The following is a 14212-nucleotide window of genomic DNA, read 5'->3' as shown; positions in this document are numbered from 1 at the left end:
TTTTGCTTTTTTGATAGTGTGTGCTCACTTAAAATTTAACGTTGGCGCTTTGTTTTGTTCAGTTTTCAAAGAGCAATAATGGAGCGGGTGAAGAGAATCGAACTCTCATCATCAGCTTGGAAGGCTGAGGTTTTACCACTAAACTACACCCGCATTTAATTTTAAAGTATTTCCAGAAAGAATGGTCGGGAAGACAGGATTCGAACCTGCGACCCCTTGGTCCCAAACCAAGTGCTCTACCAAGCTGAGCTACTTCCCGAAAAATATGGTGCGCCCGGCGGGAGTCGAACCTACAACCTTCTGATTCGTAGTCAGATGCTCTATCCAATTGAGCTACGGGCGCTAATTTCTATGATGTTATTGGTGCGGCCGAGAGGATTTGAACCTCCACGGGGTTTCCCCCACTAGGCCCTCAACCTAGCGCGTCTGCCATTCCGCCACGACCGCGAAAGCGACTTTGTAAGTTTAACACCTTTTCAACTTGTTGTCAAGAAGAAAAATATCAGTGCGGGTGAAGGGACTTGAACCCCCACGCCTTGCGGCGCCAGATCCTAAGTCTGGTGCGTCTGCCAATTCCGCCACACCCGCGAAAAGAAATGGTGAGCCATGAAGGATTCGAACCTTCGACCCTCTGATTAAAAGTCAGATGCTCTACCAACTGAGCTAATGGCTCTAAATAAAATGGCTGGGCTAGAAGGGATCGAACCTTCGCATGACGGAATCAAAATCCGTTGCCTTACCGCTTGGCTATAGCCCAACAATCAAATACTTTTTAATGGCCAGGTTAATATTATATCACAATAATATTATTTCAGCAAGTATTTTTTTAAAAAATGGCGGTCCCGACGGGAATCGAACCCGCGATCTCCTGCGTGACAGGCAGGCATGTTAACCGCTACACCACGGGACCAGCATAATAATTTTGTGAATAAAAGTGACCCATACGGGATTCGAACCCGTGTTACCGCCGTGAAAGGGCGGTGTCTTAACCGCTTGACCAATGGGCCTTGATAAAATATGTAACTGGCGGAGAAGGAGGGATTTGAACCCTCGCGCCGCTTACGCGACCTACACCCTTAGCAGGGGCGCCTCTTCAGCCTCTTGAGTACTTCCCCAAAAAATGGCTCCGCAGGTAGGACTCGAACCTACGACCGTTCGGTTAACAGCCGAATGCTCTACCACTGAGCTACTGCGGAATAATGAAAATTGGGTTCCTTTTTCATGCTCAAGGACCTTAGTGTTTGTCGTGAAGAACAAGTTGTTATCTTGTCGACTCTTATGATTATAAAGAGGTTACAACCTAAAGTCAAGGGTTCTTTTGTGTCTTTTTTAAATTTCTGTTTTTCCCTCTTTAAACCCTTGGTAAATCAATGTTCCGCGACATTTACCACAAACGAAACGGGTAGTGTCGATTCGTTTTTTTCTTATATACACCTGCTGACAGTCTTTACATTTATATTGAATAGTATTCATCTTTCTCTTTACTTGATTTGATTGTAGTGGCTCGCAAAATCTCGGTGCCCCCACTTTTTTGAGCAATTGCTTAAAGTCTGCATCACGATGCTGATACCCTTTCTTCTCGAGGTGCAGATGATAATGGCACAATTCATGTTTTATGATACCAATCATTTCTCCCACACCGCGTTCATCAAGATACTTCTTATTAATTTCAATATTGTGTGAACGGAGCAAGTATCGTCCTCCTGTAGTTCGAAGACGAGGGTTAAAAGTGGCTACATGCCTAAAGGCCTTTTTAAAGTCTTTCAACGAAATTTCTTCAACCAGTTTTTGCAATTGCAGATTATCCATTTCCCCCTCCCTTTCCTTGGTAACATGACAACCCATTATAACATAGACTAATAAAACAATAGGAAACTAAGGGAGGAAAAGCTATGCCTAATTGGTTCCAGAATCAAATCCGTAAAGCCTTTTATGAAAAGGATTATTATCAAGTGAAGATGTTGAATCAATGTTGGTTTTTTTATCAAAAGAAGGAAAGTCTCCGATTATAGATTCAACTATGTTCGAAATATAACATACATTTGCTTCCCCAAAAAAACCCCTTCTAATATAGAAGGAGCTTACCATAGGCTAGTTTTGATTCTTTGGCTCGAGCATAGTTAAAGATACCCTTTGCTTTTGAGAGTCGACCAGTTCTACCCAAACCGTCACAACATCCCCAACGGCAACTATATCCAATGGGTGTTTTACAAACCGATTGCTTAGTTTGGAAATATGCACAAGTCCGTCCTGTTTAACACCGATGTCCACAAACGCACCGAAATCCACAACATTCCTCACTGTGCCTTGTAATTCCATCCCAGTTTGCAGATCCTCCATTTTTAGCACATCTTGCTTAAGCAGTGGTTTTGATAATTCATCCCGAGGATCTCTTCCCGGTTTCATCAAATCATCTATGATATCTTTAATCGTAATTTCCCCAATTTCCAAAACATTTACTAATTCCGCCGGATTTAGTTTACCTAACTCTTCATTCAGTGCATCACTGCCTAAATCCTCAGATGTGAATCCCATTTTCTTTAACAATTTATTCACGGCACTGTAGTTCTCAGGATGTATCGCGGTTTGATCCAAAGGTTCATCTCCATTAATGATACGCAAGAACCCTATGCATTGTTCATATGTTTTGGCGCCAAGTCGGGGAATCTTCTTTAATTCCTTCCTGCTAGCAAACTTCCCTTCCACTTCCCTTTTCTTCACAATATTTTGAGCAACTGATTTTGATAAACCAGCTACATATTGTAATAGGGACGATGAAGCGGTATTGACGTTAACTCCCACCTGGTTAACAGCTGTCTCTACTACAAAAGAAAGAGATTCCGTTAACTTTTTCTGGGACACATCATGTTGATACTGACCTACCCCCACTGATTGAGGATCAATTTTTACAAGTTCGGCAAGGGGATCTTGAAGCCTTCTGCCTATAGATACGGCGCTTCTCTGTTCTACTTGAAGATCCGGAAACTCTTCACGGGCAATATCTGAGGCAGAGTATACACTTGCCCCCGCTTCATTAACAATGATATAAGAAATATTTCCTTTCACTTCCTTTAGAATATCCGCGATGAATTGCTCTGATTCACGTGATGCCGTCCCATTGCCGATTGCCACAATTTCAACTGAGAACCGCTGAAGTATTTCGATCGTTTTTTCGCGGGCAGCATTAAACTTCGCAACAGGGGGATGCGGATAGATTACACTAATATCGAGTACCTTTCCCGTTTCATCAATAACAGCCAATTTACAGCCCGTCCGATATGCCGGATCTAGAGCTAGGACCACTTTCCCTTTAAGCGGGGGTTGCAGGAGCAAGTTCCGGAGATTTTCAGAGAAAATGTGGATAGCTTGATCCTCTGCTTTTTCCGTCAGCTCTTTCCTGATTTCCCGTTCTACCGAAGGCATGATCAAACGCTTGAGTCCATCCTCAATCGCTGATTTAAGGACACTTTGGGCTTCAGATTTGTTATTTTTAATGATTTTCCGTTCCAGATGACCAATGATGATTTCAGTCCGAGGCTGAATGGATATTCGTAAAACCTCTTCCTTTTCACCTCTGTTAAGCGCTAAGACCCGATGTGGTACGATCCTTTGAACTGGCTCCTCATATTCATAGTACATCTCGAAGATTCTTTTCTCGTCCTTCTCCTCATTTTTTACGGCCGAAACTATTTTTCCCGCTTTGAAAATCTCCGCCCTCATCCACTTCCTTAATTCCGCGTCATCAGAAATATGTTCTGCTATGATATCCTGCGCTCCTGCAATAGCCTCTTCAATAGAAGTAACTTCTTTTTCTGCCGATACGAATTCTGCGGCTTTTTCGCTAACTCGAGCTTGCATTTGACATTCAAGAAGCCATTCAGCCAGTGGTTCAAGCCCCTTTTCTTTAGCGACCGTCGCCTTCGTTCTCCTTTTTTGCTTGAATGGCCTGTATAAATCCTCGACTTCCTGAAGTTTTGTTGCCTTCTCGATTTGTCTTTTTAATTCTTCCGTCAATTTTCCCTGTTCACCAATCGAACGCGTAACTTCCATTTTCCTCTGCCCAAGGTTTTCTAGATAGTTCCACCTTTCCATAACGGAACGAATCTGCACTTCATCAAGCGAACCCGTCATTTCTTTTCTATACCGGGCAATAAATGGTACAGTATTCCCCTCTTGCAGCATCTGTATGACGTTTTGAACTTGATTATTTTTCAAAGTTAGCTCATTGGATATTTGTTTAATCAATTCTTTTAATGTATCTTCTACAACGATCATTATGTTTACCTCCAAGCTTTTAATCTAATATGTATAGTCTAGCAAATGAGGGATGAAGTTGCGAATCCATTACAAAAAAGCTCACTTCCGATTTATGGCGAAAGTAAGCTTCCTAAAATGAAAGTTGTATCATCTGCAGTTACTGGACTGCTTTCTAAAATGCATTGGGCGTTCTTATCGATAGGGACAAGCCTTTTTAAAAAAGATTTAGCTCCCTTAAGTTCTAGACCATCGGAATGAAGAATGAATTTTGCATTAGGTTCATATTTGTAGCTCTGCGTCCTGTATTTTTGCTTCCTGCCGGATAAATACCCTGTAACAGGTAAAGGGTAAACAAGATGGTCCTCGCTTGGATTATACAGAAAAAAGCGGATGTTCCCAACTGAACTGTATATAAATTCATTCTTTTCATAAAATATCTTCAAAATGGAAACGGCTGCCCCCCGCTTATCGATTAAAACTTGATTACATACTGCCATTAGTGATTCTACATCCAACTCATGATTACGTTTAACTTCCTCGATGACGGCATGGGAGGATTCGTAAGCATTTTTCCCGCTACCTAGCCCATCTGCCAGTACACACACAAAGTATTCTTTCGTATGAAGAAAGAAGTAATCATCACCGCAATAAACCATCCCGTTTTTAGAGGATTGAGAGACAAGGACTTCTATTTTTTCTTCCCTCAGAATATCTTTGATCACTGTATTAACTCCGAGTTTTCAGCGTTAATGGCTTCCTGAAGTTTCTTGATTGCGCGGCGCTGGAGTCTTGATACATGCATTTGGGAAATTCCAAGTTTATCGCCCGCTTCTTTTTGACTTAAATTTTCTAGATAAGTATGTTGAATGATCATCTTTTCACGGTCACTCAACACATGCAGCACCTTTTCAAGCACTAGGCGCTGATTGACCTTTTCAAAACCTTCATCGACATTTCCGAAAATATCAAGCAATGTGACCGTACCACCATCGGAATCCGCCTCAATAGAATGATCAACAGATAACGCTTGATAGCTTTTACCCATTTCCATCGCTTCTAAAACTTCTTCTTCAGTAACCCCTATACAATCGGCTATTTCATCTATTCTTGGTGAACGGTGCAGAGTCGTCGTTAATTCCTCAACAGTCACCCTGATTTTCGGACCAAGTTCCTTAATTCTTCTTGGCACATGAACACTCCATGTTTTGTCACGCAAGAACCTCTTGATTTCCCCGATTATTGTAGGAACGGCAAATGCCTCAAAGCTTTTACCGAAAGATTCATCATATCTTCGAATGGCACCTAACAAACCAATCATGCCGACTTGAGAGATATCCTCCTGAAATGATTTCCCCTTTGCATACTTTCGGGAGATTGTTTCAACCAAACTTTTATAATGGATGACCAGTTTACTCTGTGCGTCATCATCTTGGTTCTGCTGATAAGCTCTAATCCATTCATTTACCTGTTCCCTTTGTGCCTGATTAGGTTGAGACTGTTTTTGCATCCATCTCCACCTGCTCTCCTTCTAAAAACTTAGTCATAAATACTGTAACCCCGTCATGCTGATGAATTTTCACATCATCCATCAGAGTTTCAATGAGGTAAAGACCCAAGCCTCCTTCTCTCAAGAGCTCGACTTTTTGTCCATTTTCGTATGGACCGATTCCTTGACGAATCTCTTCGAAATTACAGCTCTTACCACTATCAGAAACCATGACCTCCAAACGGTCAGGATAAAGCCCGAAACTCACTTTCACTTCACCTTTTTCAGAATCCTTATATGCATGCTGTACCGCATTTGTACAAGCCTCACTGGTAGCGATTTTCAAATCCTCGATTTCATCATACGCAAATCCCATCCGGCTACCTATTCCAGATAGCGTTAAACGAATGACACCGATGAACTCTGGTTTTGCAGGTATTTTCATTTCGATGTAATCATATACTTGACTCATTCTAACCCACCCTCTGTACCACTTTTTATATCAATGATATCTGCAAGACCCGTAATATCGAATAAACGTCGTAACCTTTCTGATAAACCAACTAAAGTGAATTCGCCATCATGTGCCCTTACGCTTTTAAAAGCACCGACAAATACTCCAAGTCCCGTACTATCCATATAGGAAACTTCAGTTAAATCAATAATAATCGAAACATTGTCCTGCTCTGATATTGGAAATAGTGATTCTCTTAGTTTTGGTGCAGTATAGGCATCGATTTCACCTTTTAGTTTTACAATAAATTCATTATTTAATTCATTAACATCTACTGTTATATTCATCCTTGACCCACCTCTTCAAATCCTCTTCATTCCTATATCTATACCCTGTGGAAAAAATACTAAACATTTGATTTTAAAATTATTAATGTGAAATCATCCCTTAGTTGGAAGTTCTGCATTTTCTCCAATTGCTTATAAATATTATTCACCATTTCCTGGGCTTGTAAGTGCATATTCTTTTTAATGAAACCAATTAGCGTTTCCCTTTCTATGAACCCATCATTTGTCCGGCACTCGGTCACTCCATCAGATAATAAAATAATCATATCTCCGCGATTCACCGTTTTTTCATATTGGCGATACCTTGTTTTTTTATCAACTCCAAGCAACAAACCTTTTGCATCCAAATCGCTAAAAGTACCTGAAGCGGCGTCATAGTAAAAACCAGGTTCATGCCCCGCTGAAGCATAGGAAAATTGCCTGTCATGCGGATCATATAAGCCATAGAACATGGTTATGAACATACTTGGATCTACATTATGCTCCACAACACGGTTTAAACTCTCAAGCACGCTTTTCGGTTCATGACGATGCTCCGGAAGACTATCCATCGCATATTTAATCATCGACATGCACAATGCAGCAGGAATCCCTTTGCCTATTACGTCGGCAATCCCTACCCCGATACGCTCATTTTCATCTTGGACGAAGTGATAATAATCTCCATTCATCTGTCTGGCCGGAACACTTATCACCCCAATTTCAAGAGCTTTGATATCAGGAATTTCCGTTTCCAAAAGAGTATGTTGAACGTTTGCCGCGATCTCAATTTCCGTTTTCAGTTCCTGCTGTTGATGTCTAAGGCTTTGATGTTCACGGTATGCAATGCCGTATCCCATCATGACTTCTAACAGAAAATCGAATGAATCCAATACTTTTCCCGGTAATTCCGGGTAAAGTTCCATTAAGTTATTTTTATGCATACTGATGATTTCTTCTGGAGATATATTGTATTTTATATGTAGGCGGCTAATCTTTTGTCCTTGGTAGAGTGCCTGCTCATTTTGGTCTTTAAGATAAGTAGAAAGCGCCTCATGATACTTTTTCTCCATGTTCTCCCTAATATCCATAGTCCCCCCCTAACGGAGCCATTTCGTAGCGACAATCTTAGTCCCTTCTCCTGGTATCGATTCAATATCAAAGTCATCCATTAAACGTTTGACTCCAGGAAGGCCTGCCCCCAGTCCCCCTGAGGTGGTATATCCATCTTCCATGACTCTGCGAATATCCTCAATTCCCGGCCCTTGGTCCTCTGCAATGATTTTCAATCCTGACTTCCCATTTATATTTGGCTTTTCTATGCTTACACTGCCTTGTCCAGCATATAAGTATATATTTCGGGCCAATTCGCTTATAGCCGTTGTGATCCTTGCCTGGTCTACAGTACCGAACCCCAACTCTTTAGCGACATTTCTTCCGAGCTGCCTTGCAGCTACGATGTCCCATTCATTTATGATTTTTACGCAGGATTGGAACTCCATTCTTTAATCCCCCAATTCCTGTTGTAATTTCTCCAGGCCTTTCTCTAAATCTAATGCTGTCAAAACACCATCGAGACTAATTCCCAGTTCAATTAATGTTATTGCAACAGCAGGCTGGATCCCCGTAATTACAACCTTTGCCCCCATAAGCTTAGACATGCTAAAGACATCGCCTAATACCTTTGCGATAAAGGAATCTATGAAATCTATTGAGGTTATATCTATAACAACGCCATTTGCGCTTGTTTCATGAATCTTATGCAGTAAGTCCTCTTGAAATTGAAGGGCTGTCACATCATCCAATTCCCACTGAATAGAGACTAACAAGCAGTCATAAAGCTTTAATATCGGAATCCTCATACTTATCCCTCCACCTTTACGATCTTACGGCTCGTTAATTCCAACGCAACTTCTATCCCTTTTTTCAACGTATTTTTTGTAATCACTTCATTTAAATTAATTCCAAGATTAACGATGGTTTGGGCTATTTCAGGGCGAATGCCGCAGAGTATACATTTAGCACCCACTAATCGGACCGCTTCCGCTGCCTGGATGATATGATGAGCAACCATGGTATCCACGACCGGCACACCCGTTATATCAATAAGAACAACTTCAGATCTATGCTTAACCACGCCAGTCAGCAGGTTTTCCATTATCTGTTTGGCACGTTCAGTATCAATTGTGCCAATCAGCGGCATTACCGTAATGCCTTCCAAAACAGGAATGAGCGGTGCCGAAAGTTCTTGCAAGGCTATTTTTTGCAGGGAAACGGTTCTTTCCCAAGTCTGGGTATATATATTGACTATCTCATTATTTATTGGTGTTGCCCATTTATCCAAATGGTTAACAAGATTGACTTGATTCTCAAGAGTCACCAAACCCTTTGCCACCATTCCATTAATGACAATTAACGTGAATTTATGAAGTCCTTCATTGACGAAAGTAAGAGGCCATCCCAATTGGACGACTTTCTCGGCAAAATCTGAAAGCTTTAATGTGAATTCCTTGTTTTTACTATCAACATTCGTAATGATCATATCTATAAATTCACTGCTCGTTTGCGTAAACATTCGATCAGAGACGACTTTAATTAATCTTTCGTCTGTACTTTCCTTCATGATATCCATCCACTCAGTAAGGATGTAATCATGATTTTGCTTAATAAAATCGTAAACCAATTGGTTCATAATATCCTCCCATTCTAACACAATTGCTATGTTTCCCTGTCCTCGTCACAAGGATGTTAACTAACTGTAATGTTCTTTCCACCTGGAATTCCATTGGGTTTCCCCACTACACTTTTCCTTATTTAAGTATCTACAACATAACTACATACCCGAAAATCAGGTAAGGAAAACATCTTTCAAAGTAAAGTTAGGAGGATACCAATAAAAACCAATGAACGTTTAATCCAATATCTAATTGTATACTTTTTTATTCGTCAAATTTTTTATATTTCCTGCTGTAAAAATTGGTACAAATAATACGATTAATTGAATTGAAGAATCTTCATCCTCTGAATTCCTTTATTGTGTACATAAATTTATGTTATTTCATAAAAAAACACGATTCCACTGTTGCAGGAATCGTGCCATCTAATTAAAATTAAGAATGATTTGTATTATAATAACGCCCGGATTAACGGGAAAACGTTTCTCTAAAACTCAATGAGGCCTAGACTGATTTGTAAAGCTTCATTGACCTTTTGCATCATTGGTTCGTCAAGATGCGTAATTTTATCGGTTAAACGCTGCTTATCAATTGTCCGGATCTGTTCTAATAAAATGACGGAATCCCGTTCAAATCCGTACTTTTTGGCATTAATCTCAACATGTGTAGGCAATTTCGCTTTTTGAATTTGAGCTGTAATGGCTGCCACGATCACAGTCGGACTAAAGCGATTACCAATATCATTTTGTAAAATTAGTACCGGACGGGTTCCACCCTGCTCTGAACCGACTACCGGGGAAAGGTCTGCGAAGTATACGTCACCACGCTTAACAACAATCAATGGCTCAGCCTCCGCTAACTAATCGTTCAACGCAATGACCAGCCTCGAATTCAGCCTGAAAGGCTTCAGAAGCAATCGTTAAGTTAATGGCCGCCATTTCAATATAACCGCGTTTCATCGATTCACGAAACTCTTTCTTTTTACGTTCGCGAAGATACATTTTTGTGGCACGATAAATAAATTCACTGCGATTTACATTTTCTTCACTCGCATACCCATCTAACTCTGATAAAAAATTTTGAGGTAATCGAATTAATATCTCTCTTGTTGCGCTGGATTCAGACACAAACATACACCTCCACCATCACTACACACCTTTATTATATATCCTTTTCAATATTACCATTAAATTGCCTATCTGCAAAGAGTATATTCTATTCTCCATCCTATTATCAGCATAATAAAGTAAATCTTATTCACAATCCTAGGATTTTTTTACAATCCGTCATTCCAGGATGAAGTTACGAACATGAATCAACTGATTATCTTTTATATATACGCGGGGCACTCTTGCTCCTATCATACACGTTACCTCATAATTGATCGTTTCCAGTTTAGCCGCTATCTCATCAACAGTAATCGATTCATCTCCATCGTTCCCAATGAGTGTGACCTCTGTTCCCACAGGGTATGATCGAGGCAGCTTGACCATGCATTGATCCATGCAAATCCTGCCGACAATCGGCACTCTGCTTCCATCCACAAGAACTTCCTGACCTTGCAGCTTACGGATCCAGCCATCAGCATAACCAATCGGCAAAGTCCCAATCCATTCATCACCTTCAGCCGTATATGTTGCTCCATAACTAACGCTTTCACCCTTTGTAAGCTGTTTAACTGCAACCATCTTCGTTCTCAATGATATAGCCTGCTTTAATGGAAATGGCAATATCGGCTTCATTTCCATAGAAGGACTCAAACCATACATGGAAATCCCCATTCTTATCGCATTCGATTCAGGATCGCTAAACCTTAAAGAAGCTGCACTATTGGCTGCATGAATATATTCTGGCCTTCTAATCAAGGCGGAAAGCATTCCTTTAAATGAAGCAAGCTGTTTTTCATAAAGGTCGGTCTTTATTTCATCGGCCGTCGCGAAATGTGTGAATATCCCTTGGAAGTTAAAACACGTTTCCCCATTAAGCAAACTTTCCAATTTCAAGAGTTGGCCTTTATCACGAATGCCAATTCTCCCCATGCCGCTATCAACTTTTACATGAACTTGCAGAACTTGTCCCGGTTTCAATAAATCCTTTGCCTTCTCCAACCATGTTACATCGAAAACCGTCACGGAAATCCCATTATCGGCAGCAAGCGCTGCACTTTCAGGCCTCGAAGCCCCAAGTACAAGAATCGGAGCCAATATTCCTTTTTTCCGTAAAGCAAGAGCCTCATCTAAGAAAGCGACACTTAAAAAATCAGCCCCCGCTTCAAGCGCGGTTTTAGCCACTTCATAGTCCCCGTGGCCATAAGCATTCGCTTTAACGACAGCGAAAAGACTAACGCCATTTCTCAGTCTATTTTTCATTGAAGAGATATTTTCAAAAATATTATCCAAATTTACTTCTGCCCACGTATCCCGATGAAAGTTTTTCGTTTCCAAGCCCATTTCCTTCTTTCCTGCACTCACAATAAGATTCTTCCCAATAGCGAAGTTTTCGTTTCATTATAGGACCATTCTATAACCAACTGATAGAAAGATAAAGTGCTTTTTAACATTGATTCTAATTTCCCAACTTGCCAAACCATTCAAAATGGAAGGGATTTAAAATGTCAACAAGCTGCTTCCCCGCCTATCCTTCCTAGAAGAAACCTTCATAAGGAGACGGGAAACATCAGCTTGTTATGTAATCCTATTTGACCGGATCTCCCCCAACTGAACGGGCGACTTCTATCATCTCTTCCTGTGTTAAGTCCTTTGATGCAATCATATAATCCACACCTTCAAGAGTCCATGCAATTGTATTTCCTGTCATGGCCCCGACTGTATAACCCAAATCAACTGGCTCTCCATTAACATTCGTCGAAACGGAGGTTTGGACTACCTCAGCTTTTTCCTGAACTAATGTAAAACTTTTTGTACCCTCATAGGTCAAAACGACACGTTCTCCCTTTTCCGTCGCAATTTCCTTTTCTTCCGTTAAGTTCATGTCACCAATATTTTCAGGGTATTTTACCGCAAACCCTTCATTTTGGACTTCCGCCATAACAGGCGCTTCAAGTTGTGCACTTGTCATGTTTTTCTTCATATCAAATGAATCTTTATCAAAAGTCGTATCGAATTTCACTTTTGAAAATTCAACAAGGACTAATGCGGTCTTATCGGGGTCCATGACTTTTACACTGACCGGAGATAAATCTTTTTTGTTTATAGTAATCTCTTGGTACGGCAACATTTTATTGTTTTGGTAGCGCGTTTTCGTTTCAAAGACATAATGTTTATCCGTTTCTTTATATGTCGCACTTTTATCTTCCGTAATGTCTTTCACCAGCGACTCAAACAAATAGGCCTGACTGCTGTTCTCCGGCCACTCGCTTTGAAATTTGAAGCTCTTATTCAAAGCTGGCGTCAAAACATATACACCATCATCATTTTTCAAAATCATCTGGCTTTGATCTTTCTCTTCATTTTTAAGATTTACGCGGTAAAAGGAAGGGTCCTTATGCCAAATTTCCACGTTATACACTTGAGGTTCCGTCCCCATCTTCAATGTCATTATCGCGTTAGCTTTATACCCTTTCATTTCGCCAAGCTTCTCATTCAATTCACTCACTACATCACCCTGTGATTTTTGGCCGCAAGCAGAAAGAGCAAGCAAGAGCATGATCCCTGCAAAAAGCATTAACATCTTCTTCATCTTTTCAACCCCTTTTTGTCATTTGAACGTAAAAGGGAGAGGAAAAGGCAGGATCCGGACATTGGCTCGACTGATGTCTTAGATTCCTCAGCATTTTAGACACGGATCAATTCGACCCGGCTAAAAACTTTTCGAGAGCACCTACTCTGCCATGTACCTTTTACCGGGCCTTGTCTCCCTATAGCACTAAATGTATATGAGACAACCTAAAGGTTTATGACCCGATTGGACAAAACTCAAATCACCCTTTCGATTACGACCTGAGCAACCGCATAATCCCTGCTGTGGCTAATAGAAAGATGGACCCCTTCAGAAAACGGCTTTGAAATCACTGGCTTTCCTTTATCATCAGATATGATTTCGATATCCAAAAAGGACAAGTGCTTACCTATCCCTGTACCGTACGCTTTTGAAAAAGCCTCCTTTGCTGCAAAGCGCCCAGCAAAATACTCGATTTTCCTTCTTCCATTTAACTTTTCGAAAATCGAGATTTCCCTTTCAGTTAATATTCGTTTCTTTATACGGGGTTGCCGGTTAATCAATTTTTCCATTCTATCCAATTCAGTAATGTCGACGCCTATACCTTTAATCAAATTGACACCTCTTCTATTAAATTAATAAGTTGCATATTATTAGAAGGACTCTTTTACCTGGAAATGACAATATGTATCTTATTTAAAACGATAATAAGGAGGAATCCATGTTTACAAGAACAGAAAGCTTCCGCGAATACACCCATTCATATCGAGCTGTGACTGTGCTCATACTCATTATGATGATTGTTTTCGTTCTCGTCCTTTTCCCTATATTTCCTGGTAATGTAATTTTTTATTATGGAACAGGTGTGAACTTATTCATCGCTGATGGACAATGGTGGCGTTTGATCACCCCCATCTTTTTACATAGCACGTTCACACATTTACTGTTTAATGGTTTCTCACTTGCCATATTTGGTCCATTCCTAGAGAAATTTCTTGGATCCGTAAAGTTTTCAATCTTCTTTTTATCGACCGGAATCCTTGCTAACATCGCAACCTTTCTAATTAAACCACTGACATATAACCATATAGGTGCCAGCGGTGCAATTTTTGGTTTATTCGGTTTCTTTTTTTACCTTGTACTGTTTAATAAGACTAATTTTACGAACAACGAAAGAAATACAGTATATACCCTGACCGGAATTGCCATTATCATGACTTTCATTCAACCACAGATCAACGTTGTCGGACATTTGGCCGGTATAGCAATCGGCGCTTTAACAGCCCCATTATACTCGAGAAAAAAGTGGTAGGACAAACAGCCGACTCTTTCCATT

17 protein-coding genes and 11 tRNA genes are annotated in these 14212 nt (G+C 40.5%); 2 read left to right on the top strand and 26 right to left on the bottom strand.

Annotation, left to right across the window (positions count from 1 at the left end):
• Window positions 1–79: 79 nt before the first annotated feature.
• The 12 genes from ACFX4L_RS20445 to ACFX4L_RS20390 form a co-directional block, all read right to left on the bottom strand.
• Window positions 80–153, bottom strand: a tRNA-Gly gene (locus ACFX4L_RS20445).
• Between the two features lie 29 nt (window positions 154–182).
• Window positions 183–259, bottom strand: a tRNA-Pro gene (locus ACFX4L_RS20440).
• Window positions 260–266: 7 nt separating this feature from the next.
• A tRNA-Arg gene (locus ACFX4L_RS20435) sits at window positions 267–343 on the bottom strand.
• Between the two features lie 18 nt (window positions 344–361).
• Window positions 362–447, bottom strand: a tRNA-Leu gene (locus tag ACFX4L_RS20430).
• 59 nt (window positions 448–506) lie between these two features.
• A tRNA-Leu gene (locus ACFX4L_RS20425) sits at window positions 507–588 on the bottom strand.
• Between the two features lie 9 nt (window positions 589–597).
• Window positions 598–673 (bottom strand) — tRNA-Lys (locus ACFX4L_RS20420).
• Between the two features lie 9 nt (window positions 674–682).
• Window positions 683–757: transfer RNA gene (locus ACFX4L_RS20415), tRNA-Gln, on the bottom strand.
• Between the two features lie 77 nt (window positions 758–834).
• Window positions 835–910: transfer RNA gene (locus ACFX4L_RS20410), tRNA-Asp, on the bottom strand.
• 25 nt (window positions 911–935) lie between these two features.
• A tRNA-Glu gene (locus ACFX4L_RS20405) sits at window positions 936–1007 on the bottom strand.
• A gap of 17 nt (window positions 1008–1024) precedes the next feature.
• Window positions 1025–1115 (bottom strand) — tRNA-Ser (locus ACFX4L_RS20400).
• A gap of 6 nt (window positions 1116–1121) precedes the next feature.
• A tRNA-Asn gene (locus ACFX4L_RS20395) sits at window positions 1122–1196 on the bottom strand.
• A 133-nt stretch (window positions 1197–1329) separates the two neighbouring features.
• Window positions 1330–1809, bottom strand: a complete 480-nt coding sequence (locus ACFX4L_RS20390; RefSeq protein WP_061461193.1) for a SprT family protein — start codon at window positions 1807–1809, stop codon at window positions 1330–1332.
• An 83-nt stretch (window positions 1810–1892) separates the two neighbouring features.
• On the opposite strand from ACFX4L_RS20390, the gene cmpA reads away from it, so the two are divergent.
• The gene (cmpA, locus tag ACFX4L_RS20385; RefSeq protein ID WP_089364909.1) at window positions 1893–2012 is read left to right on the top strand and encodes a cortex morphogenetic protein CmpA; all 120 of its coding nucleotides are present in this window, start codon (window positions 1893–1895) and stop codon (window positions 2010–2012) included.
• A gap of 79 nt (window positions 2013–2091) precedes the next feature.
• Here cmpA and ACFX4L_RS20380 read toward each other — a convergent pair whose 3' ends face one another.
• From ACFX4L_RS20380 to acpS, 14 genes are all read right to left on the bottom strand, one after another.
• Window positions 2092–4275 carry a Tex family protein gene (locus ACFX4L_RS20380; protein WP_377406027.1) on the bottom strand — a complete coding sequence of 728 codons (2184 nt, stop codon included), beginning with the start codon at window positions 4273–4275 and terminating at the stop codon, window positions 2092–2094.
• A 92-nt stretch (window positions 4276–4367) separates the two neighbouring features.
• Window positions 4368–4979: a PP2C family serine/threonine-protein phosphatase gene (locus ACFX4L_RS20375; protein ID WP_250211736.1), complete on the bottom strand. Its 612-nt coding sequence runs from the start codon at window positions 4977–4979 to the stop codon at window positions 4368–4370.
• Window positions 4976–5764: an RNA polymerase sigma factor SigB gene (sigB, locus tag ACFX4L_RS20370; protein ID WP_377385981.1), complete on the bottom strand. Its 789-nt coding sequence runs from the start codon at window positions 5762–5764 to the stop codon at window positions 4976–4978. Before sigB ends, ACFX4L_RS20375 begins: the two co-directional genes overlap by 4 nt.
• Window positions 5742–6215: an anti-sigma B factor RsbW gene (rsbW, locus tag ACFX4L_RS20365; RefSeq protein ID WP_061461190.1), complete on the bottom strand. Its 474-nt coding sequence runs from the start codon at window positions 6213–6215 to the stop codon at window positions 5742–5744. Before rsbW ends, sigB begins: the two co-directional genes overlap by 23 nt.
• Window positions 6212–6544, bottom strand: a complete 333-nt coding sequence (locus tag ACFX4L_RS20360; RefSeq protein WP_061461189.1) for an anti-sigma factor antagonist — start codon at window positions 6542–6544, stop codon at window positions 6212–6214. Before ACFX4L_RS20360 ends, rsbW begins: the two co-directional genes overlap by 4 nt.
• 59 nt (window positions 6545–6603) lie before the next feature.
• Window positions 6604–7614 (bottom strand): PP2C family protein-serine/threonine phosphatase, encoded by a 1011-nt coding sequence (locus ACFX4L_RS20355; protein WP_089364911.1) that lies wholly within the window; start codon window positions 7612–7614, stop codon window positions 6604–6606.
• A gap of 9 nt (window positions 7615–7623) precedes the next feature.
• Window positions 7624–8025 (bottom strand): anti-sigma regulatory factor, encoded by a 402-nt coding sequence (locus tag ACFX4L_RS20350; protein ID WP_061461187.1) that lies wholly within the window; start codon window positions 8023–8025, stop codon window positions 7624–7626.
• A 3-nt stretch (window positions 8026–8028) separates the two neighbouring features.
• On the bottom strand, window positions 8029–8385 hold the full coding sequence (locus ACFX4L_RS20345) for an STAS domain-containing protein (RefSeq protein ID WP_061461186.1): 357 nt from the start codon (window positions 8383–8385) through the stop codon (window positions 8029–8031).
• Window positions 8386–8387: 2 nt separating this feature from the next.
• Window positions 8388–9215 carry an RsbT co-antagonist protein RsbRA gene (locus ACFX4L_RS20340; RefSeq protein ID WP_377385975.1) on the bottom strand — a complete coding sequence of 276 codons (828 nt, stop codon included), beginning with the start codon at window positions 9213–9215 and terminating at the stop codon, window positions 8388–8390.
• Between the two features lie 470 nt (window positions 9216–9685).
• Window positions 9686–10036, bottom strand: a complete 351-nt coding sequence (locus ACFX4L_RS20335; RefSeq protein WP_034306610.1) for a type II toxin-antitoxin system PemK/MazF family toxin — start codon at window positions 10034–10036, stop codon at window positions 9686–9688.
• Window positions 10037–10043: 7 nt separating this feature from the next.
• On the bottom strand, window positions 10044–10325 hold the full coding sequence (locus tag ACFX4L_RS20330; protein ID WP_061465936.1) for a CopG family ribbon-helix-helix protein: 282 nt from the start codon (window positions 10323–10325) through the stop codon (window positions 10044–10046).
• A gap of 159 nt (window positions 10326–10484) precedes the next feature.
• Entirely contained in the window at window positions 10485–11648 is a 1164-nt protein-coding gene (gene alr, locus ACFX4L_RS20325) for an alanine racemase (protein ID WP_377406029.1), read from the bottom strand.
• A 244-nt stretch (window positions 11649–11892) separates the two neighbouring features.
• The gene (locus tag ACFX4L_RS20320) at window positions 11893–12897 is read right to left on the bottom strand and encodes a LolA family protein (RefSeq protein WP_284469024.1); all 1005 of its coding nucleotides are present in this window, start codon (window positions 12895–12897) and stop codon (window positions 11893–11895) included.
• 236 nt (window positions 12898–13133) lie between these two features.
• Window positions 13134–13490: a holo-ACP synthase gene (gene acpS, locus ACFX4L_RS20315; RefSeq protein ID WP_284469025.1), complete on the bottom strand. Its 357-nt coding sequence runs from the start codon at window positions 13488–13490 to the stop codon at window positions 13134–13136.
• Between the two features lie 107 nt (window positions 13491–13597).
• Between acpS and ACFX4L_RS20310 the strand changes: the two genes are divergently transcribed.
• Window positions 13598–14188 carry a rhomboid family intramembrane serine protease gene (locus ACFX4L_RS20310; protein ID WP_061461182.1) on the top strand — a complete coding sequence of 197 codons (591 nt, stop codon included), beginning with the start codon at window positions 13598–13600 and terminating at the stop codon, window positions 14186–14188.
• Window positions 14189–14212 lie beyond the last annotated feature (24 nt).

This window comes from Peribacillus sp. YIM B13482, from assembly GCF_042787975.1.
GTDB lineage: Bacteria > Bacillota > Bacilli > Bacillales > DSM-1321 > Peribacillus > Peribacillus simplex_A.
Note: the sequence above shows the minus strand (reverse complement) of the source record. Positions and strands in the feature narration are given on the sequence as shown.